This is a genomic window from Streptomyces sp. NPDC050842 (assembly GCF_044456565.1).
Classification (GTDB): Bacteria; Actinomycetota; Actinomycetes; order Streptomycetales; family Streptomycetaceae; genus Streptomyces.
Genome location: NZ_JBITGA010000008.1, coordinates 267738 through 287760, shown reverse-complemented (window position 1 = coordinate 287760; position 20023 = coordinate 267738). Strand labels below are relative to the sequence as shown.

General features: G+C 70.2%; 15 protein-coding genes. 5 read left to right on the top strand and 10 right to left on the bottom strand.

What is annotated here, in order from left to right:
• Window positions 1-84 precede the first annotated feature (84 nt).
• The 3 genes from ACIBG6_RS27335 to ACIBG6_RS27325 all read left to right on the top strand — a co-directional run bounded on the left by ACIBG6_RS27335 (window position 85) and on the right by ACIBG6_RS27325 (window position 3128).
• Window positions 85-786, top strand: coding sequence for a DUF3000 domain-containing protein (locus tag ACIBG6_RS27335; protein WP_399225258.1), 702 nt, complete (start codon window positions 85-87; stop codon window positions 784-786).
• 311 nt (window positions 787-1097) lie between these two features.
• Window positions 1098-1763, top strand: coding sequence for a LuxR C-terminal-related transcriptional regulator (locus tag ACIBG6_RS27330; protein ID WP_399225257.1), 666 nt, complete (start codon window positions 1098-1100; stop codon window positions 1761-1763).
• Window positions 1764-1844: 81 nt separating this feature from the next.
• A complete protein-coding gene (locus ACIBG6_RS27325) occupies window positions 1845-3128 on the top strand; it encodes a ribonuclease D (RefSeq protein ID WP_399225256.1) in 1284 nt (427 codons plus the stop codon).
• Between the two features lie 53 nt (window positions 3129-3181).
• On the opposite strand, the gene ACIBG6_RS27320 is transcribed toward ACIBG6_RS27325, so the two are convergent.
• Entirely contained in the window at window positions 3182-4309 is a 1128-nt protein-coding gene (locus ACIBG6_RS27320) for an alpha/beta fold hydrolase (RefSeq protein ID WP_399225255.1), read from the bottom strand.
• A gap of 308 nt (window positions 4310-4617) precedes the next feature.
• On the opposite strand from ACIBG6_RS27320, the gene ACIBG6_RS27315 reads away from it, so the two are divergent.
• Window positions 4618-5832 (top strand): acetyl-CoA C-acyltransferase, encoded by a 1215-nt coding sequence (locus ACIBG6_RS27315; protein WP_024755102.1) that lies wholly within the window; start codon window positions 4618-4620, stop codon window positions 5830-5832.
• Window positions 5829-7967 carry a 3-hydroxyacyl-CoA dehydrogenase NAD-binding domain-containing protein gene (locus ACIBG6_RS27310; RefSeq protein WP_399225254.1) on the top strand — a complete coding sequence of 713 codons (2139 nt, stop codon included), beginning with the start codon at window positions 5829-5831 and terminating at the stop codon, window positions 7965-7967. Before ACIBG6_RS27315 ends, ACIBG6_RS27310 begins: the two co-directional genes overlap by 4 nt.
• Before the next feature lie 92 nt (window positions 7968-8059).
• Here ACIBG6_RS27310 and ACIBG6_RS27305 read toward each other — a convergent pair whose 3' ends face one another.
• From ACIBG6_RS27305 to ACIBG6_RS27265, 9 genes are all read right to left on the bottom strand, one after another.
• On the bottom strand, window positions 8060-9037 hold the full coding sequence (locus tag ACIBG6_RS27305) for a hypothetical protein (protein ID WP_399225253.1): 978 nt from the start codon (window positions 9035-9037) through the stop codon (window positions 8060-8062).
• Between the two features lie 201 nt (window positions 9038-9238).
• Window positions 9239-10717, bottom strand: coding sequence for an amino acid permease (locus tag ACIBG6_RS27300; RefSeq protein ID WP_399225252.1), 1479 nt, complete (start codon window positions 10715-10717; stop codon window positions 9239-9241).
• 212 nt (window positions 10718-10929) lie between these two features.
• Window positions 10930-12849 (bottom strand): 1-deoxy-D-xylulose-5-phosphate synthase, encoded by a 1920-nt coding sequence (gene dxs / locus ACIBG6_RS27295; RefSeq protein ID WP_399225251.1) that lies wholly within the window; start codon window positions 12847-12849, stop codon window positions 10930-10932.
• 227 nt (window positions 12850-13076) lie between these two features.
• Complete coding sequence (locus tag ACIBG6_RS27290; RefSeq protein ID WP_399225250.1) at window positions 13077-14378, bottom strand: sugar ABC transporter permease; 1302 nt, start codon at window positions 14376-14378, stop codon at window positions 13077-13079.
• The gene (locus ACIBG6_RS27285) at window positions 14375-15163 is read right to left on the bottom strand and encodes an ATP-binding cassette domain-containing protein (protein ID WP_399225249.1); all 789 of its coding nucleotides are present in this window, start codon (window positions 15161-15163) and stop codon (window positions 14375-14377) included. The genes ACIBG6_RS27290 and ACIBG6_RS27285 overlap by 4 nt, the downstream gene beginning before the upstream one ends.
• 323 nt (window positions 15164-15486) lie before the next feature.
• Complete coding sequence (locus ACIBG6_RS27280; RefSeq protein ID WP_399225248.1) at window positions 15487-16551, bottom strand: sugar ABC transporter substrate-binding protein; 1065 nt, start codon at window positions 16549-16551, stop codon at window positions 15487-15489.
• A 122-nt stretch (window positions 16552-16673) separates the two neighbouring features.
• Entirely contained in the window at window positions 16674-17885 is a 1212-nt protein-coding gene (locus ACIBG6_RS27275) for an ROK family protein (protein WP_399225247.1), read from the bottom strand.
• A gap of 191 nt (window positions 17886-18076) precedes the next feature.
• Entirely contained in the window at window positions 18077-19018 is a 942-nt protein-coding gene (locus ACIBG6_RS27270) for a carbohydrate ABC transporter permease (RefSeq protein WP_399225246.1), read from the bottom strand.
• Window positions 19018-19947, bottom strand: coding sequence for a carbohydrate ABC transporter permease (locus tag ACIBG6_RS27265; protein WP_399225245.1), 930 nt, complete (start codon window positions 19945-19947; stop codon window positions 19018-19020). The genes ACIBG6_RS27270 and ACIBG6_RS27265 overlap by 1 nt, the downstream gene beginning before the upstream one ends.
• Window positions 19948-20023: the final 76 nt, after the last annotated feature.

Genomic DNA, 20023 nt, shown 5'->3' with positions numbered 1-20023 from the left:
ATCTTCGCATGTGGCGGGAAGCCGCTCGTCCGGGCCGGGTGTCCCTCCCCGCACTGAGGCCCCGTTCCGCCTACTCTTCCCCGCATGGCTGCGGCTCAGGGACATTTTTCCGATCATTCCGACGGCAAAAGAGGGACGGACGAGACAGCGGACAGTACGGAGACGAACCCGGTACCCGCCGCCTTCCGGCGTGCGGTGGAGGCGCTGCGATCGGCGCGACTGCGTTCCGAGATCGAGATCGACCCGACCAGGCCCCCGCAGCGCCTGGCCCCGTACGCGTACGCGGTGGAGGCGGCCGTCGTCGACGGCGAGGACGATCTCGCGGACGGACGGCTCGTGCTGCTGCACGATCCGGACGGCCACGAGGCATGGAAGGGGACGTTCCGGCTGGTGACGCTCGTCCGGGCGGAGCTGGAGCCGGAGATGGCGGCGGACCCGCTGCTCCCCGAGGTGTGCTGGTCCTGGCTGACCGGGGCCCTGGAGGCACGCGGGCTGGCGTACGGGGAGGCGAGCGGGACCGTCACCATGGCGGGCTCGCACTATTTCGGCGGGCTCGCGGACCGGAGGCCGGCGACCCAGATCGAGATCCGGGCCTCCTGGACGCCGCGCGAGGGGCTCGGCGGGGTGCCGGACACGGGGGCGCACCTGGCGGCCTGGTGCGATCTGCTCTGCCAGATCGCGGGGCTGCCTCCCGCACCGCCCGAGCCGGCGACGGGACCGACGGGGACGGTGACGGGCGCGGGGGTCGTCTCGCTGCCCCAGCGGCGGGGCCCGCAGCAGGCGTAGGAGCGAGCGCGGGAGCCCTCCGGCGGGCCCTCTCCGGCGGGACGGGAGGGGGTCCGTTCGGGGGCCCGACCGAGGGCCCGCTCGGGGTCCTGAGGAGCTCCGATCGAGGGTCCGATTCGGGGGTCCGCTCGTAGGATGATCGATCACGCGTCCGAATTGCCCTAATTGTTACTCACCAAATCGTGATCTTTCCCTAAAGGCGAGGGGCCCAGCTGCCGAAGGAGTCAGTGACCCCTTCAGCAGCACGGGTTCGCCCCCCGGCTTCATCCCCGAGCCGGCTCCGTCCCGCACCCTTCCCCCCAGGAGGCCTGGTGTCCGTTCTCCTCGAGCAGCCCGCAAGCCTGGTCGCCTACCGCCCGAACAAGCCGACGGCCATGGTCGTCGTGGCCGACCCGCGCGTCCGCTCCACCGTGACCCGCCACCTGTGGGCCCTCGGAGTACGCGACGTGATCGAGGCTTCTTCCATCGCGGAGGCACGTCCCCGCGTCGGCAATCCACGCGATATCTGCGTGGCCGACGTCCACCTGCCCGACGGCAGCGGCCTGACCCTGCTGTCCGAGACCCGCGCCGCGGGCTGGCCCAACGGCCTCGCCCTCTCCGCGGCCGATGACATCGGCGCCGTACGCAACGCCCTGGCCGGCGGCGTGAAGGGCTATGTCGTCACCGGTACCCGTACCAACATCGGTCACCCGACCCGGCCCGGAGCCGCACCCATCGGTTCCGCAGCCGCGCGTCTCGGCCACCGCCGCCCCCCGGGTTCCCCGAGCCACCCGGGCGGCTACCGCGAGCTCTCCGGCCGTGAGGTCGAGGTGCTCCGGCTCGTCGCGGAGGGCCAGTCGAACAAGGCGATCGGCGTCTCCATGGGCCTGTCCGCCCTGACCGTCAAGAGCCACCTCGCCCGCATCGCCCGCAAGCTGGGCACCGGCGACCGCGCCGGCATGGTCGCGGTGGCCCTGCGGACGGGCATCATCCACTGACGGAAGGCCGGTGGAAAGCCCGCGCCTGTCGACGGAACGTTCCGTCGACAGGCGCTTGCCGTTCACCGATACCCTTGACAGGTGACCGACGCCCAAGAGACCGCAGCAGACACAGCACTGCGCACCACCGGGGGCGGCCCCCCGGACGACGATGTCCCTGCGAATGGGCTTCCGATCCCGTTGCTGGAGCCCCGCGAGGGGATTCCGCCCGTCGTCGAGACCGACGAGGCCCTCGCCGAGGTGATCGCCGCGTTCGCCGCCGGGACGGGCCCCGTGGCCGTCGACGCCGAGCGCGCCTCCGGCTACCGCTACGGGCAGCGCGCCTACCTCGTCCAGCTCCGTCGCGAGGGCGCGGGCACCGCGCTCATCGACCCCGTGGGCTGCCCCGACCTCTCGGGGCTCGGCGAGGCGCTCGCCGGGACCGAGTGGATCCTGCACGCCGCGACCCAGGACCTTCCCTGCCTGCGCGACATAGGCATGCTCCCCACCTCGCTCTTCGACACCGAGCTGGCCGGGCGGCTCGCGGGCTTCCCCCGCGTCGGCCTCGGCGCGATGGTCGAGTCCGTCCTCGGCTACGCCCTGGAGAAGGGCCACTCGGCCGTCGACTGGTCCACCCGTCCGCTGCCCGAGCCCTGGCTGCGGTACGCGGCGCTCGACGTCGAACTCCTCGTCGACCTGCGCGACGCGCTGGAGAAGGAGCTCGACCGGCAGGGGAAGCTGGAGTGGGCGCACCAGGAGTTCGACGCGATCGCCGCCGCCCCGCCCGCGCCGCCGCGCAAGGACCCGTGGCGCCGCACCTCCGGCATGCACAAGGTGCGCCGGCGCCGCCAGATGGCGGTCGTACGGGAGCTGTGGACGGCCCGTGACAAGGTCGCCCAGCGGCGGGACGTCTCGCCCGGCAAGGTGCTGAGCGACGCGGCGATCGTCGAGGCGGCGCTCGCGGTGCCGGTGAACGTGGCCGCGCTGACGGCGCTGCCCGGCTTCGGCAACCGCATGGGCCGCCGCCAGCTGGAACAGTGGCAGGCGGCGGTGGACCGTGCCAGGGCCCTGCCGGAGAGCGAGCTCCCGCAGCCGGGCCAGCAGGTCGCCGGCCCGCCCCCGCCCCGCGCCTGGGCGGACAAGGACCCGGTCGCGGCGGCCCGCCTCTCGGCGGCGCGCGCATCGGTGTCGGCCCTCGCGGAGGAGCTGAACCTCCCCCAGGAGAACCTGATCACCCCGGACACGGTCCGCCGCGTCTGCTGGGAACCGCCGACCCCGGCGACGCCGGAAGCGGTGGCCGCCGCCCTGGCGGGGTACGGCGCCCGGCAGTGGCAGGTCGAGCTGGTGACCCCGCTGCTCGTGCAGTCCCTGACGGTGACCGAGTAGCACCCGTCCGGAAAGCCCCCGGCGCCCTCGAAGGCGCCGGGGGCTTCGCCGTCCTACGGGGCCGGGCTGAGGTTCCCGTCGGTGTCCATGTCGAAGACGCCCTGGGTCTTGCCGTCGACCTTGAGGTGCTTGAGCCAGTGCTTCGAGAGGTTGTGCACGTTCTTGTGCTGCATCTCCCACACCACCGAATGCCCCGCACAGGCCAGCTTGACCATCAGCTTGTGCGAGCCCGCGACGGCGTCGTAGAGCGCGGGGACCGAGAAGTTGAGTTCGGGGTCGGGGTTGGGCGGTGACGTGTTCACCTGGGTGTCGTGGTCCCCGTACACCATCAGCACGGGCACGCTTCCGCCGAGGACACCGCCCTGGGACGCGGTCGTCTCGTTCCAGCCCCACCGGACGAAGTTCCGGATCCGGTTGAGGCCCTCCGGCGGCCCCCACGTCCTTCCCTTCGAGTCGTTCTCCATCATCGCGGCCCACGCCCTCTCGACCATGCCGGGTTCACGCTGGTCCTCGCAGGCCAGCTCCGTGTTCCACCCCGACTCAAGACCCCACCTCGTGGCCAGGAACATCGGGAAGCCCGGCTTCGGCAGCGTGCTCGGCGGGGTCGACGTGCCCTTGGGTGGGAAGATCGGCGCCAGCAGGAACAGACTCTCCACCTTGCCGGGGTTGTTCACCGCGTACGGCCCCATGGTGAACGCCGCTGCGGACCAGCCGATGAACGCGACCTTGTCCACGTGGCGCTCGTTGCGGATGTACTCCACGACGGTGTGCAGCTCGTCCCGGTCGCTGTTCGAGTTGTTCAGCTGGAAGGGGTAGTTCGCAGGGCCTGGAGTGAAGCCCGGTGGCCTCGGCTTCAGGAGGTTCTGGTTGGCGGGGTTGGCATTGCGCGGGTCGTCCATCTTGGGACGCGGCGACCGTCCGGAGCCCTGGAGGTCCATCATGAAGACGTCGTAGCCGGCCTTGGCCAGGTGCTCCGCCCAGCCGTAGGAGGTGTGCTGGAGATCGAAGCCGGCAAGCACCGGAACGCTCCGGCCGTGCAGCATCAGAACGGCCCTGCGCTCCGGGAGGAGCCCCAGGGGCGTGCCGTCCCGCTCGCGCACGAAGAGCTTGACGGGGTCGTTCTTGTTCGCGGGGACGGTGGACGTGTGGGGGACCTGGTGGTCCTTCGTGATGATCGGCATGGGATCCCTTCCGTGCGCTCGGTCCGGGGGCCTCGCGCCCCTGCCGTGCCAGCCTCGGGCCTGCCGGGGACCGGGCGCCGCGACACGGCCGCCGCCCTGGGCCCATCGGGTTGCAGGACCCTTCGAACGGACGGGCGTACGCGGGGGGCGCGCGGCCGTCCCGGCGGCATCCTCTCCGTGTGACCTTCGCCGCTTGCTCCCCAGGGGCTGGGCAGCCCGGTTACCCGCAAGTAGCATGGGGGAAGCAAGCGCACGCTTAGGCGTGCGCGGCAGCAGCAGTGCCATTCCGCACCTGGAGGAGAGCCATCGTGCCTCGTAGCGTCAGGGACGTCGTCTTCGTCGACGGCGTCCGCACCCCGTTCGGCAAGGCGGGCCCGAAGGGCATCTACCACGAGACCCGCGCCGACGACCTCGTCGTCAAGGCCATCCGGGAGCTGCTGCGCCGCAACCCCGGCCTCGACCCCGCGAAGATCGACGAGGTCGCCATCGCCGCGACCACGCAGATCGGTGACCAGGGCCTGACCCTCGGCCGTACGGCGGGCATCCTCGCCGGGCTGCCGCAGTCGGTGCCGGGCTACTCGATCGACCGTATGTGCGCCGGCGCGCTGACCGCCGTCACCTCGGTGGCCGGTTCGATCGCCTTCGGCGCGTACGACGCCGTCATCGCCGGTGGCGTCGAGCACATGGGCCGTCACCCCATGGGCGAGGGCGTCGACCCGAACCCGCGGTTCGTCAGCGAGAAGCTCGTCGACGAGTCCGCCCTGTTCATGGGAATGACCGCCGAGAACCTGCACGACCGGTACCCGAGCATCACCAAGCAGCGCGCCGACGAGTACGCCGTGCGCTCGCAGGAGAAGGCCGCCAAGGCGTACGCCGACGGCAAGATCCAGCAGGACCTGGTGCCGATCTCGGTCCGCCGTACCGACGCCTCCACCGGCGAGACCGGCTGGGGCCTGGTCACCGCCGACGAGCCGATGCGCCCGGGCACCACCCTGGAGTCGCTCGCGAACCTGAAGACGCCGTTCCGCGTCCACGGCAACGTGACCGCGGGCAACGCGGCCGGTCTCAACGACGGCGCGACCGCCTCGATCATCGCCTCCGAGGACTTCGCCCGCGAGCACGACCTCCCGGTCAAGATGCGCCTCGTCTCGTACGCCTTCGCCGGCGTCGAGCCCGAGGTCATGGGCTACGGCCCGATCCCGGCGACCGAGAAGGCCCTCGCCAAGGCCGGTCTGTCGATCGAGGACATCGACCTCTTCGAGGTCAACGAGGCCTTCGCGGTCCAGGTCCTCGCGTTCCTGGAGCACTACGGCATCGCCGACGACGACGCCCGCGTCAACCAGTACGGCGGCGCCATCGCCTACGGCCACCCGCTCGCCTCCTCCGGCGTCCGTCTGATGACGCAGCTGGCCCGCCAGTTCGAGGAGAACCCGCAGGTCCGCTACGGCCTCAACACCATGTGCGTCGGCTTCGGCATGGGCGCGACGGTCATCTGGGAAAACCCCCACTGGGAGGGCAAGTGAGCACCACCGCCGAGCTTCTGAAGGGCGCCGCCGCGCTCTTCCCCGACGAGGTCGTCACGAGCGCCCACGTACGGCACTTCGAACTCCCCGCCGGTGCGGGTCGGTTCGCGCTGATCACGCTGGACAACGGCTTCGACCACACCAAGCCGACCACCTTCGGCCCGCAGTCGCTCGCCAACCTGAACACGGCGATCGACCAGGTCGAGGCCGAGGCCGCGAACGGTGAGATCACCGGCGTCGGCATCACCGGCAAGCCGTTCATCTTCGCCGTCGGCGCCGACCTCAAGGGCGTCGAGCTGCTGAAGAAGCACGACGAGGCCCTCGCCATCGGCAAGGGCGGCCACGACGTCTTCAAGCGTCTGTCCGCGCTCGCCGTGCCGACCTTCGCGTACTACAACGGCGCGGCCATGGGCGGCGGCGTCGAGGTCGGTCTGCACTGCACCTACCGCACCGTGTCGAAGGCCCTGCCGGCCTTCTCGCTGCCCGAGGTCTTCCTCGGCCTGGTGCCCGGCTGGGGCGGCTGCGCGATCCTGCCGAACCTCATCGGTGCCGAGAAGGCCGTCTCGGTCGTCATCGAGAACTCGCTGAACCAGAACCGTCAGCTCAAGGGCAAGCAGGTCTTCGAGCTCGGCATCGCCGACGCGCTGTTCGAGGGCGCTGACTTCCTGGAGCAGTCGCTGATCTGGACGGCTTCCGTCCTGAACGGCTCCGTCACCGTCGAGCGCCCCGAGATCGACCGCGGCGAGGGCTGGGACCAGGCCGTCGCCAAGGGCCGTGCCATCGCCGACTCCAAGGTGCACGGCGCCGCCCCGGCCGCCTACCGCGCCCTCGACATCATCGAGGCCGCCAAGGACGGGGACCTGCAGAAGGGCTTCGACGCCGAGGACCAGGCCCTCGCGGACCTGATCATGGGCGGCGAGCTGCGCTCCGGCATCTACGCCTTCAACCTGGTGCAGAAGCGCGGCAAGCGCCCCGCCGGCGCGCCGGACAAGTCGCTGGCCCGCCCGGTCACCAAGGTCGGCGTCGTCGGCGCCGGTCTGATGGCGTCCCAGCTGGCCCTGCTCTTCCTGCGCCGCCTCGAGGTGCCGGTCGTCCTGACCGACATCGACCAGGAGCGCGTCGACAAGGGCGTGGGCTACGTCCACGCCGAGATCGAGAAGCTGCTCGGCAAGGGCCGCATCAACCAGGACAAGGCCAACCGTCTCAAGGGCCTCGTCTCCGGTGTCCTGGACAAGGCCGCCGGCTTCGCGGACGCGGACTTCATCATCGAGGCCGTGTTCGAGGAGATGTCCGTCAAGCAGAAGGTGTTCGCGGAGGTCGAGGCGGTCGCCCCGGCGCACGCGATCCTCGCCACCAACACCTCCTCGCTGTCGGTCTCCGAGATGGCGTCGAAGCTCCGGCACCCGGAGCGCGTGGTCGGCTTCCACTTCTTCAACCCGGTCGCGATCCTCCCGCTCCTGGAGATCGTCCGCGGTGAGCAGACGGACGAGGCCTCCCTGGCCACCGCGTTCGGTGTCGCGAAGAAGCTCAAGAAGACCGCGGTCCTGACGAAGGACGCCCCGGCGTTCGTCGTGAACCGCATCCTCACCCGCTTCATGGGCGAGATCCAGAACGTCATCGACGAGGGCACCTCGGTCGAGACCGCGGAGAAGGCCATCGAGCCGCTCGGTCTGCCGATGTCCCCGCTGGTCCTCCTGGAGCTCGTCGGCCCGGCGATCGGTCTGCACGTCTCCGAGACCCTGAACCGCGCGTTCCCGGACCGCTTCACGGTCTCCCCCAACCTGAAGGCCGTCGTCGAGGCCGGCAAGCGCGGCTTCTACGTCTACAAGCCGGAGAACGGCTTCAAGCCGGAGCTCGACCCCGAGGTCGCCGCCCTCCTCGTCCAGGGCGACTCCGTCCTGACCGAGGAGCAGGTCCGCGACCGCGTCCTCGACGCGGTGGCGCAGGAGATCGGCCTGATGCTGGAGGAGGGTGTCGTCGCCGAGGCGCAGGACATCGACCTCTGCCTGATCACGGGCGCGGGCTGGCCCTTCCACCTGGGCGGCATCACGCCGTACCTGGACCGTGAGGGCGTCTCCGAGCGCGTCAACGGCAAGCGTTTCCTGGCGCAGGGCGTGGCGAGCGTCCCGGCGTAACACCGGAGCTCACCCCCTCAGGGCGTACGCGAACGGCCCCGGCACCTTCTCCAGGTGCCGGGGCCGTTCCCGTACGTGTTCGGGCGGGTGGGTCAGCCCACGGGACGCCAGCTCTCAAGGAGGAGGCCGTCCGCCTCCGCCTTCTGGCGCGTGGTGATCAGCGTCCCCCCGGCGGCCAGGGCCATCGCGACCAGGCGGCCGTCGAGCCCCCGGGTGAGGACGGTGGTCAGCTGCCCGCGCGGCTCCCCGGTCTCCGACCAGCGCGCGCCCGACTCCTCCTGCTCGCTCGGGTAGGCGGCGAGGGCGAGGCGGCCGTCGGCCGACTGCTGGGCGAGGACCGTGCAGTCGAAGCCGTCGATCAGACAGCGGGTGGCGGTCAGCCGGCCCGAACCGACCGCGTCGGCGAGGCGCGTCGGCGCCAGGCCGCGTCCCGGGGACCAGGCGCGGACCCCGCCGTCCTTGTCGCAGTAGAAGAGCGTCACATGGCCCGAGGGGCCGGTCACCGCGGCGAGGGTGCCGGGGGCGGCCTCCGCGGGCACCACGTCCTGGCGGACGGGCTTGGCCCCGGGCTCCTCCTGGACGTAGCGGAGGAGGCCCTTCGCGGTCGCCGTGAGGAGCTCGACGCGCCCCTGGCCGTTGACCGCCGCGACCGGCGACGCGTCGGTGCCCGAGCCGTGCAGGTCCCACCACGGGTGCCAGCCGCCCGCGTCCTTCTGCGCCCGGACGCTCAGCCCGCCGCCGCCGTTCCGTACGAAGGCGTACGCGCGGCCCTGGGCGTCCACCGCGACGGTCGGGTTACCCGTCCACGGCCCCTTGCCGTTCGAGTGCCCGATCGAGCGCCACGCCACGGCCGGACGGCCCGTCTGGAACTGGATGCTGTGCACCAGCTCGACGTGTCCCTCGTCGCCGGCCGTGGGCCGCAGGCCGACGAGGTGGACGTAGCGGTCGGCGCCCTGGCCGACCGCGAGGAAGGGGGTCAGACCGTCGCCTCCGAGGGAGGCCGGTCCGCTCCAGCCGCCGTCGGGCTCCTCGGTCCAGCGCACCACCTCGCCGTCCCGGGGCAGGTACACGCTGAACCGTCCCTCCTCCCCTCTGGTCAGCCAGCCGCCCTGGAGGAGAGGGGCGGAAGTGGAACCGTGGGCAGAGGCTGTGGGGGCCTGGGATCGATTCGCCATGGGGGGATCCAGCGCTCCGGTCGTCGGGGGAGTTCGGGTACGAACCGACTGTAGTCGCCCGCCCGAACCCCGCTGCCCGCCCGGTGCCTTGCCCGCTCAGTACTTCGCTTCCCGGCCCTCCCGGCCCAACCGGCTGTGCCCGCGCCCGTACAGGAAGTACACGACGATGCCGATCGCCATCCACACGGCGAAGCGGAACCAGGTCTCGCCCGGCAGGTTGAGCATCAGCCAGAGCGAGGCCGCGATGGAGAGGCACGGCAGCACCGGCACCCAGGGGGTGCGGAAGGCGCGGTGCAGGTCGGGGCGGGTCCGGCGGAGCACCATGACACCGACGGCCACCATGACGAAGGCGAAGAGCGTGCCGATGTTCACCAGGGTCGCGAGCTCGTTGATGCTCGTGAAGCCGGCGACGATGGCGATGATCACGCCGAGGAGGATCGTCGGGCGGTACGGGGTCTTGAACTTCGGGTGCGTGACGGAGAAGAAGCGCGGCAGCAGGCCGTCGCGGCTCATCGCGAAGAACACGCGGGTCTGGCCGAGGAGCAGGATCAGACAGACCGTGGTGAGGCCGACGGCGGCGCCGAAGCTGATCACGCCCGCGTAGAAGGGATGCCCCGCGGCCTTGAAGGCGTCGGCGAGCGGGGCGCTCACGGAGAGCTCCGTGTAGTGCTGCATGCCGGTGACGACGAGTGCCACGGCCACGTACAGCACGGTGCAGATGAGGAGGGAGCCGAGGATGCCCCGGGGCATGTCCCGCTGCGGCAGCTTGGTCTCCTCGGCGGCTGTGGCCACCACGTCGAAGCCGATGAAGGCGAAGAAGACGACCGAGGCGGCGGTGAAGATGCCCATCACGCCGAAGTTGGTCGGCTCGTAGCCGAAGATGAGCTGGACGAGCGGGGAGTCCCAGTTGGAGCCGCCGCCCTCCGGGGTGACGGCCGGCGGGATGAACGGGTCGTAGTTGTCGCCGACGATGAAGAACAGGCCGGCGACGATCACGATCATCACGACGGTCACCTTGATCGCGACGACGACCGCGGTGATCCGGGCGGAGAGCTTCATGCCCAGGACCAGGATGACGGTCAGCACCAGGACCAGCAGGAACGCCAGGATGTCGAAGGAGCCGCCCGCCGCGTCCGGGCCCTCCAGCGAGGCCGGTAGATGCCAGCCGATGTTGTCCATCAGCGAGCGGACGTAGCCGGACCAGCCGACGGCCACCACCGCCGTACCGAGCGCGAACTCCAGGACGAGGTCCCAGCCGATGATCCAGGCGGGCAGCTCGCCGATCGAGGCGTACGCGAAGGTGTACGCCGATCCCGCCACCGGCACCGTCGAGGCGAACTCGGCGTAGCAGAGGGCGGCGAGGGCGCAGACGATGCCGGCCGCGACGAAGGCGAGGGCCGTGGCCGGTCCCGCGTTCTCCTTGGCGACCTTGCCCGTGAGGACGAAGATGCCGGTGCCGATGATGACGCCGACGCCGAAGACGGTCAGATCCCAGGCCGACAGGGATTTGCGGAGCGCATGCTCGGGCTCCTCCGTGTCGCGGATCGACTGCTCGACCGACTTGGTCCGGAACATTCCGGAATTCGCCCGTGGCTGTTGGTCCGTACTCACCCTGGCACCTCCGCGCCGTGCCCGACGTCGATCTCGGAGCCTCCGTGGACGGGAGGCTGAGATGACGCCTGCCCGCAGAACGCCAGAATGCACGCGAAAAGGCCGGTCGGCACCCGGGAGGGTGAACCGACCGGCCCAAAGGTTACGCAGTGTGACCGGAATTCGCTGGTGCGGACTCAGTCGCGCGCGGGCTCCACGGCCTTCGCGCTGGCCTCGAACCGTCCGTCGAGACGCGAGACCAGACCGGTGACCTGGCGGGCGATGTCCGGGGCGGTCAGCCCGATCTCGGCCATGACCTCGGCACGCGAGGCGTGGTCGAGGAACCGCGGCGGGATGCCGAAGTCACGCAGCGGCACGTCCACGCCGGCGTCGCGCAGCGCCTGCGCGACGGCCGAGCCGACACCGCCCACGCGGCTGTTGTCCTCGACGGTGACGACGACCCGGTGGCCCTCGGCGAGCGGGGCGAGGGCCTCGTCGACGGGCTTGACCCAGCGGGGGTCGACCACGGTGGTGGAGATGCCGTGGTTGTCGAGCAGGTCGGCGATCTCCAGGCACATGGGTGCCAGGGCGCCCACGGAGACCAGGAGGACGTCCGGCCGGTCGGAGCCGGGCTCGCGGAGCACGTCCATGCCGCCGACGCGGCGCAGGGCCGGTACGGCGGGGCCGACGGCGCCCTTGGAGAAGCGCACCACGGTCGGGGCGTCGGTGACCTCGACGGCCTCGCGCAGCTGGGCGCGGACCTGGTCGGCGTCGCGCGGCGCGGCGAGCCGCAGACCGGGCACGACCTGGAGGATCGACATGTCCCACATGCCGTTGTGGGAGGCGCCGTCGGTGCCGGTGACGCCCGCCCGGTCCAGGACGAAGGTGACGCCGCACTTGTGCAGGGCCACGTCCATCAGGACCTGGTCGAAGGCGCGGTTGAGGAAGGTCGCGTAGACCGCGAAGACGGGGTGCACCCCGCCGGTGGCGAGGCCGGCCGCCGAGACGGCGGCGTGCTGCTCGGCGATGCCGACGTCGTACACCCGGTCGGGGAAGGCCTTGGCGAACTTGTCGAGGCCGACGGGCTGGAGCATGGCCGCGGTGATCGCGACGATGTCCTCACGCTCCTTGCCGAGCTCGACCATCTCCTGGGCGAAGACGCCGGTCCAGTCGGCGCCGGAGGAGGAGATCGGCAGGCCGGTGTCGGGGTGGATCTTGCCGACGGCGTGGAAGCGGTCGGCCTCGTCCTGGAGCGCCGGCTGGTAGCCGCGGCCCTTCTCGGTGAGGCAGTGGACGATGACCGGGCCGCCGAAGCGCTTGGCGCGGGTCAGCGCGGACTCCAGGGCCTCGATGTCGTGGCCGTCGATGGGGCCGACGTACTTGAGGCCGAGGTCCTCGAACATGCCCTGCGGGGCGATGAAGTCCTTGAGGCCCTTCTTGGCGCCGTGCAGGGTCTCGTAGAGCGGCTTCCCGACGACCGGGGTGCGCTCCAGGATGTCCTTGCCGCGGGCGAGGAAGCGCTCGTACCCGTCGGTGGTGCGCAGGGTCGCCAGGTGGTTGGCGAGGCCGCCGATGGTCGGGGCGTAGGAGCGCTCGTTGTCGTTGACGACGATGACGAGCGGGCGGTCCTTGGCGGCGGCGATGTTGTTCAGCGCCTCCCAGGCCATGCCGCCCGTGAGGGCTCCGTCGCCGATGACGGCGACGACGTGGTCGTCCTTCTTCAGGACCTCGTTGGCCTTGGCGAGGCCGTCGGCCCAGCCGAGGACGGTCGAGGCGTGCGAGTTCTCGATCACGTCGTGCTCGGACTCCGCCTGCGAGGGGTAGCCGGAGAGGCCGCCCTTCATCTTGAGCTTGGAGAAGTCCTGGCGGCCCGTGAGCAGCTTGTGGACGTAGCTCTGGTGTCCGGTGTCCCAGAGGACCTTGTCCTTCGGGGAGTCGAACACACGGTGCAGGGCGATGGTCAGCTCCACCACACCGAGGTTGGGGCCGAGGTGCCCGCCGGTCTTGGAGACGGCGTCCACGAGGAACGTCCTGATCTCGTCGGCCAGCTGGTCCAGCTGTTCCGGGGAAAGCCGGTCCAGATCTCGCGGTCCCCTGATACGGGTCAGCAGAGCCACCCGTGCCTCCTTGCGTTTGAGCTGGTCGAGCTTGCCGATTTGTCGAGTCTAATGTTCCGTCTTGGATCGTGGGCATCGGGCCAGGGGGTGAGGCGTCACCCTCATGGCGGACAACCCGCTGATCTGTACGGCTCTGTACGCGCTCGTGCACTGCTCCGGACGCAGCAGTGCCCGGCGCCGGTTTCGCGGCGCCGGACACTGTGGCGAGCGTTACGCGCGGGACGACCCTACGCGCGCCCGGCCGTCTTCTGCGTCTTGCGGGATACCGAGTCGATGATCACGGCGATGAGCAGGACCGCTCCGGTGATCATGTACTGGATCGCGTTCGAGGACAGGTTCATCTGGTTGAGGCCCTGGACGATCGACTGGATGACCAGGATGCCGAGGAGCGCCGACCAGACCTTGCCGCGTCCGCCGAAGAGCGACGTGCCGCCGATGACGGCCGCGGCGATGCACATCATCAGCTGGTTGCCGCCGCCGAGGGAGCGGTCGGCGCCACCGGTCGCGGACGCCAGGAAGAGGCCGCCGATCGCGCCCATGGTGCCGGAGATCATGAAGACCGAGATCCGGATCCACGAGACGTTGATGCCGGCGCGGCGGGCTGCCTCGATGCCGCCGCCGACCGCGAAGACCTGACGGCCGTACGTGGTGCGGCGCAGCACGAAGTCGGTGACCAGCAGGATCACCAGGAAGATCACCAGGGAGAGCGGGAGGCCCTGCTCCTGGTTGAAGCCGTACGCGGCGACGAGGACCAGGACCGCCAGGACGGCGGTGCGCAGGATGATCTCGCTCTGCGGGCGGCTCGGCAGCTCGGCCGCCTTGCGGCGGCGGGAGTCGCGCAGCTGGGCGAGGTAGAAGGCGGCGACGACGGCCACGGCGAGGCCGTAGGCGGCGGCGACGTCGGAGAAGTAGTACTTCGTGAGGTCGCCGACGAAGCTGCCGATCGGGGTGGGGATGGTGGACCGGTCGCCCATGACCCAGGTCTGCAGGCCCGCCCAGCCGAGGAAGCCGGCCAGGGTGACGACGAAGGCGGGCACGCCGATCTTGGCGAAGACCAGGCCGTGGAAGGCGCCGATCAGGGTGCCGGAGAGGATGCCGAGGACGATCGCGAGGCCGTCCGGCATGTCCGTGCCGAGGACGCCCCAGACCGCGCCGGCCAGGCCCGCCACGGAGCCGACGGCGAGGTCGATCTCGCCGAGCAGCAGGACGAAGACGATGCCGACGGCCATGATGCCGGGGCCGACCGCGTACAGCGTGATCTGGTCGAGGTTGTACGAGGTGATGAAGTTGCCGGTCAGGGCCTGGAAGACGATGCCGATGACGATGAGGCCGACGACGACCGGGAGCGAGCCGATCTCGCCGGAGCGGATCTTGCGCTTGAACTCGTCGACGTAGCCCTTGAGGCCCTGCTGGCGGACGAGGAGGCGGGGGTCGACGGCGGGGATCGCCGCGGCGGCCGGGGCGTCCTCGCTCGTGCGGGGGTCGGGCACGGCGGCCTGGTCGCTCGCGGTGGAAGGGGTCTTGCTCACTTCGCTACCTCCGCGTTGCGCGCCTGGCGTCGGGTCACGGCGTTGTCCGTGGCTCCCGTGATCGCGGCGATGATCTCTTCGTGCGTGGTGGCGGCCACCGGGAAGGTGCCGTTGTTCCGGCCCAGGCGCAGCACCGCGACGGTGTCGGCCACGGCCTTGACGTCGGCCATGTTGTGGCTGATGAGGATGACGCCGAGGCCTTGCTCGCGCAGCCGCTCGACCAGGTCGAGGACCTGCGCGGTCTGCTCGACGCCGAGGGCGGCGGTCGGCTCGTCCAGGATCACGATCTTGGGATTGCCGACGAGGGCGCGCGCGATGGCGACGACCTGCCGCTGGCCGCCGGAGAGGGCGGCGACGGGGATGCGGACGCTGGGGATGCGGATGGAGAGGGTCGAGAGGAGGTCCTTCGCCCGCTTCTCCATGGCGACCTCGTCGAGGACGCCGCCCTTCTTGATCTCCCGGCCGAGGAACAGGTTGGCGACGACGTCGAGGTTGTCGCAGAGCGCGAGGTCCTGGTAGACGGTCGCGACACCGAGGTTCTGGGAGTCGTGGGGGCGGTTGATCTCGACCGGCTCGCCCTCCCACTCGATGGTGCCCTCGTCGATGGGGTGCACGCCGGCGATCGTCTTGACGAGCGTCGACTTGCCCGCTCCGTTGTCGCCGACGAGCGCGACGACCTCTCCTGCGTGGACTTCGAGATCGACACCGGAGAGGACCTGAACCGCTCCGAACCGCTTGAAGATCCCGCGCAACGCCAACACGGGCGTCTGGGACACGTGAACCAACTCCTTCGCCACCGGTGCGGCGGCGGGCCTGGCGCGCCGCCCGGGCGGCGCCGAAATCTGAGGGGGGCTTGCACGTCCGGCTCCCGGACCGACAGCGGGGTCTGGGTCGGCCGGGAACCGGACGGCGTGGGTGGGGACGGAGCCCGTTCGTGGCGCGTCTGACGCCGCGCGTTCCTTCACCTCTTGCACGTGACGTCCGGCGGGAGGCCGGTCGTACGGGCGGGGAGGCGGGGACGGGGCGGTCGTACGCGGCCACGGGGGACCGTCGCCGGGGGCCGGGCCCTTCACGGGGCCCGGCGGGGCTCAGGACGAGACCCGGAGGCTTACTTGATGCCCAGCTCGGTGCACTTGGCGGCGAGGTCCGCGGTGCAGACGTCGGCGGCCTTGTAGATGCCGTCGGCGATCACCGTGGTCTGGATGTTGGTCTTGTCGACCACGACCGGCGGGAAGAGCGTGGAGGGCACGCCGTCGGTCTCGCCCTGCGCGCCGAGCTCCTTGCCCTGGAGCAGGTTCACCGCGAACTTGGCGGCCTCGGGGGCCAGCTGGAGCGGCGACTTGTAGATCGTGAAGGTCTGCGAGCCGGCGACGATGCGCTGGATGCCCGCGACCTCGGCGTCCTGGCCGCCGACCGGGACGTTCTTCACGCCGGCGTTCTCGAGGGAGGTGATGATGCCGCCCGCCATGCCGTCGTTGGCGGAGTAGACGGCGCCGATCTTGTCCTTGCCGACCGAGGAGATCGCGGCGGACATCTTCTCGCCGGCGACCTTCGGGTCCCACTCGCCGGACGCCTCGTAGGCGACCTTGCCGACCTTGCCGTCGAGCGCGGTGTGGGCGCCCTTCTTGAACAGAGCGGCGTTCGGGTCCTTCTCGTCGCCGTTGATCATCACGACGTTGGCGGTGGCGGCCTTGGAGCCGAGGGCGGCGAGCAGCGCCTGGCCCTGGAGTTCGCCCACCTTGTTGTTGTCGTGGCTGACGTAGGCGTCGGCGCCCGGGACGGCACGGTCGTACGCGACGACCTTCACGCCCTTCGCCTTCGCGTCCTTGACCCAGCCGGCGGCCTTGGCCGAGTCGACCGGGTCGAGGGCGATGACCTTGACGCCGTCGGCGATCAGCTGGTCGAACTGCTGCTTCTGCTTGACGACGTCGGAGACGGCGTTGTTGTACACGATCTCGCAGTCGGAGCAGGCGGCCTTGACGGCCTTCTCGAACTGCGGCTTGTCCAGGGCCTCGTAGCGCGAGGTCTTGTTCTCGGGAAGGAGCAGACCGATCTTGGTCGAGCTGCCCTTGTCTTCACTGCCTCCGCCACCGGCCTGGCCACAGGCGGCGAGCGAGAGGGCCATCGAGACCGCGGCCGTGGCTATGACGGCGCGACGCGTCACTGCGTTCATTGGGGTTTGCCTCCCTGACGAGGCCGCGACGTTGCGGCCGAGGATGCACGAAGTCAACTCGGCCGCCACACTGCCGTCAAGAAGTAAATTCTTAACGAGATGACAACGGTGGTGTTCGTTATCTAAGTGAAGGCAGGCGTCGAGGTCGGGGCGGCCGTCGGCAGCGGGCTCTCCAACAGGGTCGAATCGCCCATCTCGCTCAGGACGAGGGCGAGGGCGCCGAGCACCTCCGCGCGCCCGCCGAGCGCCCCCTGGGCCAGCGAGAGCTGCCGGGCGGCGCTGGGGATCGCGTACCGCGAGACGGAGTCCCTGATGGGCGCGAGGACCAGCTCGCCGGCCTCGGCGAGGTCGCCGCCGAGCACGACCCGGCTGGGGTTGAGGAGGTTGCAGAGGTTGGCGATGCCGCTGCCGATGTGCCGGCCGACGTCGGCGATGACCCGGCGGCAGCCGGGGTCGCCCGCCCGGGCCAGCTGGACGACCCGCTCCATGGTCAGGTCCGGGCCGTGGCTGGGCTGGAGGAGCGGCAGGACGTAGCGGGCGGCGGTGAAGGTCTCCAGGCAGCCGCGGTTGCCGCAGCGGCAGACCGGTCCCGACTCGTCGAGGGTGATGTGCCCGATCTCGCCCGCGGTGCCGCCGGGCCCCCGGTAGACCCGTCCGTCGATGACGAGGCCGGCGCCGACGCCGCTGGCCACCTTGATGTAGGCGAGGTCCTTGACGCCCCGCCCGCTCCCCCAGACCAGCTCGCCGAGCGCGCCCAGGTTGGCGTCGTTGTCGACGTGCACGGGGACGCCGAGGCGGCCGGAGAGCTCCTCGGCGGGGTTGATGCCGCTCCAGCCCGGGAGGATCGAGGTCGAGCCGAGCCTGCCGGAGGAGACGTCTATGGGGCCCGGTACGCCGAGACCGACGCCGATGACCTTGTCGCGGCCGATCCCGGTGGCCGCGATCAGCCGGGTGACCAGCTGTTCCGCCCGGTCGAAGCCCTCGGCGGCGGAGGCGTCCACGTCGAGCGGCTCGGCCTCCTCGGCCAGGACCTGGTGGGCGAGGTTGCCGACGGCGACCCGCAGATGGGTGTGGCCGAAATCGACGCCGATGACGATGCCGGCGTCCCCCGAGAGCGAGACGCTGCGGGCTCTGCGGCCGCCCGCGGAGGTGGGGACGACCTCGACCGTCCCGCCGTCCTTCAGCTCCCGCACGATGTTGGAGACCGTGGCTGCGGACAGGCCCGTCGCCCGGGCGATCTCCGCCTGGGTGAGCGAGCCGGCCATGCGTACCGCCCGGACGACCCGTTCGAGATTGGCCCTGTGCAGAGACGTCTGCGACCCCGGAGTCTCCATCGACTCACTCACTCCCACCGTTTTCTCCAACATGTGAACTCTAAGGGGACGCTTTCGGCTTGCTCCCCGTCAAGACCTTGAGCAGTGGGCTTCGGGTGTCACGGCACACGAAGGGCCCCCGGCGCGGCGGCGCCGGGGGCCCTTCGGGGCGGGAGAACGGGCCTTCGGGGGCCCTGGTGCGGCTGTCGTGGCTACTTCACCGCACCGGCGGTCAGACCGGCCACCACCTGTCGCTGGAAGATGATGTACGCGGCGAGGACCGGCAGCATGGCCATCACGAGACCCGCGAAGAGACCGGACCAGTCGCCCTTGTAGCCCTGGCTGACCGCGAGCTGCACGAGGCCCTGCGAGAGCACCTTCTGCTCCTGCTCCGTGTTGAGCACGGTGGGCAGCAGGTACTGGTTCCACTGCCCGAGGAAGTTGAAGATGCCGACGCTGATCAGGCCCGGCTTGGCCATGGGCAGCATGACCTGGAAGAAGGTCCGGGTGTGCGAGGCGCCGTCGATGCAGGCCGCCTCCGCCACCGAGCTCGGCAGGGTGCGGAAGAAGGCCGTGAGGAAGAAGACCGTGAACGGCAGCGAGTACGCGATGTAGACGAGGATCAGGCCGTGCAGCGAGTTGAGCAGGGCCATGTTCTGCATCACGTAGAAGAGCGGCACGAGCGCCAGGATGATCGGGAAGCTCATCCCTCCGATGAAGAGGAAGTAGATGAAGCGGTTGCCCGGGAAGTCGAAGCGGGCCAGCACGTAGGCCGCCATCGAGCCGAAGAGGAGGGTGCCGATGAGCGAGCCGCCGACCACCAGGACCGTGTTCAGGAAGTAGTCGCTCATGTGCGCGTCGGTCCAGGCGCGCGACCAGTTCTCGAAGTGCAGCTTGTCGGGCAGCGACCACGGCGCGGTGAAGATCGCCTTGTCGGTCTTGAAGGAGGTCATGACCGCCCAGAGCAGCGGCATGACGACCATGATCGCCCAGATGATCAGGACCCCGTGCGAGAAGACGTTGAGGACCCCGCCCTCGCGCTTGGGCTCCTTGCGCACGACGGGGGCCGTCGTCTTGATCGGAGTGGTGTCCGCGCCACCCGGGGAGCCGGGGGTCTTGTCGAGGCCGGTGGAGGCCGTGTCGGTCGTCTTCATCAGAACTCCAGCCGCTCGCGCCGGCCCACCTTCATCACGAGGGCCGCGAAGGCCAGCGTGACGAGGAGGAGCGCGACACCGATGGTCGTTGCGTAGGCGGCCTGACCGTCCCGGAATGCCTTCTGGTACACGTACAGCGGAAGGACGATGGTGGAGTAGTCGGGCCCGCCGCCGTTGGGGCCGACGGTCATGATCTGGACGACGGCGAAGGACTCCGCGCCGAGCGCGAGGATGCCCATGTAGATCCACCCGGACTGCACCGTGTCCCAGAGCAGCGGCAGGGTGATCTTGAAGAAGGTGGTGAAGCGGTTGGCGCCGTCGAGCAGGGCGGCCTCGTAGAAGTCCCTCGGAATGGAGGCCATGCCGGCCGAGAAGAGGACGACGAAGAAACCGACCGTGGACCAGACGAGAACCACCATCACGCAGATGAGGGCGAGGTCCGGGTCACCCAGCCAGTCCGGCTGGATACTGCCCAGACCGAAGAGCTTCAGCGCGGAGTTGATCGCTCCGCTGTTCGGGTTGTACGCGAACTGGAAGAGCAGCGCGACAATCACGATCGACAGCACCTGCGGGAAGAAGTACACGATCTTGTAGAACGATGATCCGCGCACTCCCGCGATGGCCGCTCCCCGGCGGCGCCGACCGCCGACATTGAGCATGAACGCGAAGAACAGCGCGAGCCCGACGGTCACCAGTGGCAGCACCACGGCGAAGGTCAGACTGTGCTGGAGCGATTTCCAGAAGATCTCGTCGTCCAGCATTCTGCTGTAGTTGTCGAATCCGACCATTCCGAATTCGGGACTCAGTCCGGTCCAGTCCGTGAACGAGTAGTAGATGGACTGGATGAACGGCCAGATGACGAACAGCGCGTAGAGCGCGAGGGGAGCCGTGAGGAACCCCACGATGAAACGGTTCTTGCCGTGCTGCATTCCTACCGACCCCGATCTTCCCGCGGAGGCGCGCCGCCGGTGCCGCGCGCGAAGGAACCGGGGCCCGCTCCCGGTC

Bases quoted from the DNA above. Each gene is read 5' to 3' on its own strand.
- ACIBG6_RS27335 (WP_399225258.1), top strand. From the start codon at position 85: ATGGCTGCGGCTCAGGGACATTTTTCCGATCATTCCGACGGCAAAAGA.
- ACIBG6_RS27320 (WP_399225255.1), bottom strand. From the start codon at position 4,309: ATGCCGATCATCACGAAGGACCACCAGGTCCCCCACACGTCCACCGTC.
- ACIBG6_RS27300 (WP_399225252.1), bottom strand. From the start codon at position 10,717: ATGTTCCGGACCAAGTCGGTCGAGCAGTCGATCCGCGACACGGAGGAG.
- ACIBG6_RS27280 (WP_399225248.1), bottom strand. From the start codon at position 16,551: ATGAACGCAGTGACGCGTCGCGCCGTCATAGCCACGGCCGCGGTCTCG.
- ACIBG6_RS27275 (WP_399225247.1), bottom strand. From the start codon at position 17,885: ATGGAGACTCCGGGGTCGCAGACGTCTCTGCACAGGGCCAATCTCGAA.
- ACIBG6_RS27270 (WP_399225246.1), bottom strand. From the start codon at position 19,018: ATGAAGACGACCGACACGGCCTCCACCGGCCTCGACAAGACCCCCGGC.
- ACIBG6_RS27265 (WP_399225245.1), bottom strand. From the start codon at position 19,947: ATGCAGCACGGCAAGAACCGTTTCATCGTGGGGTTCCTCACGGCTCCC.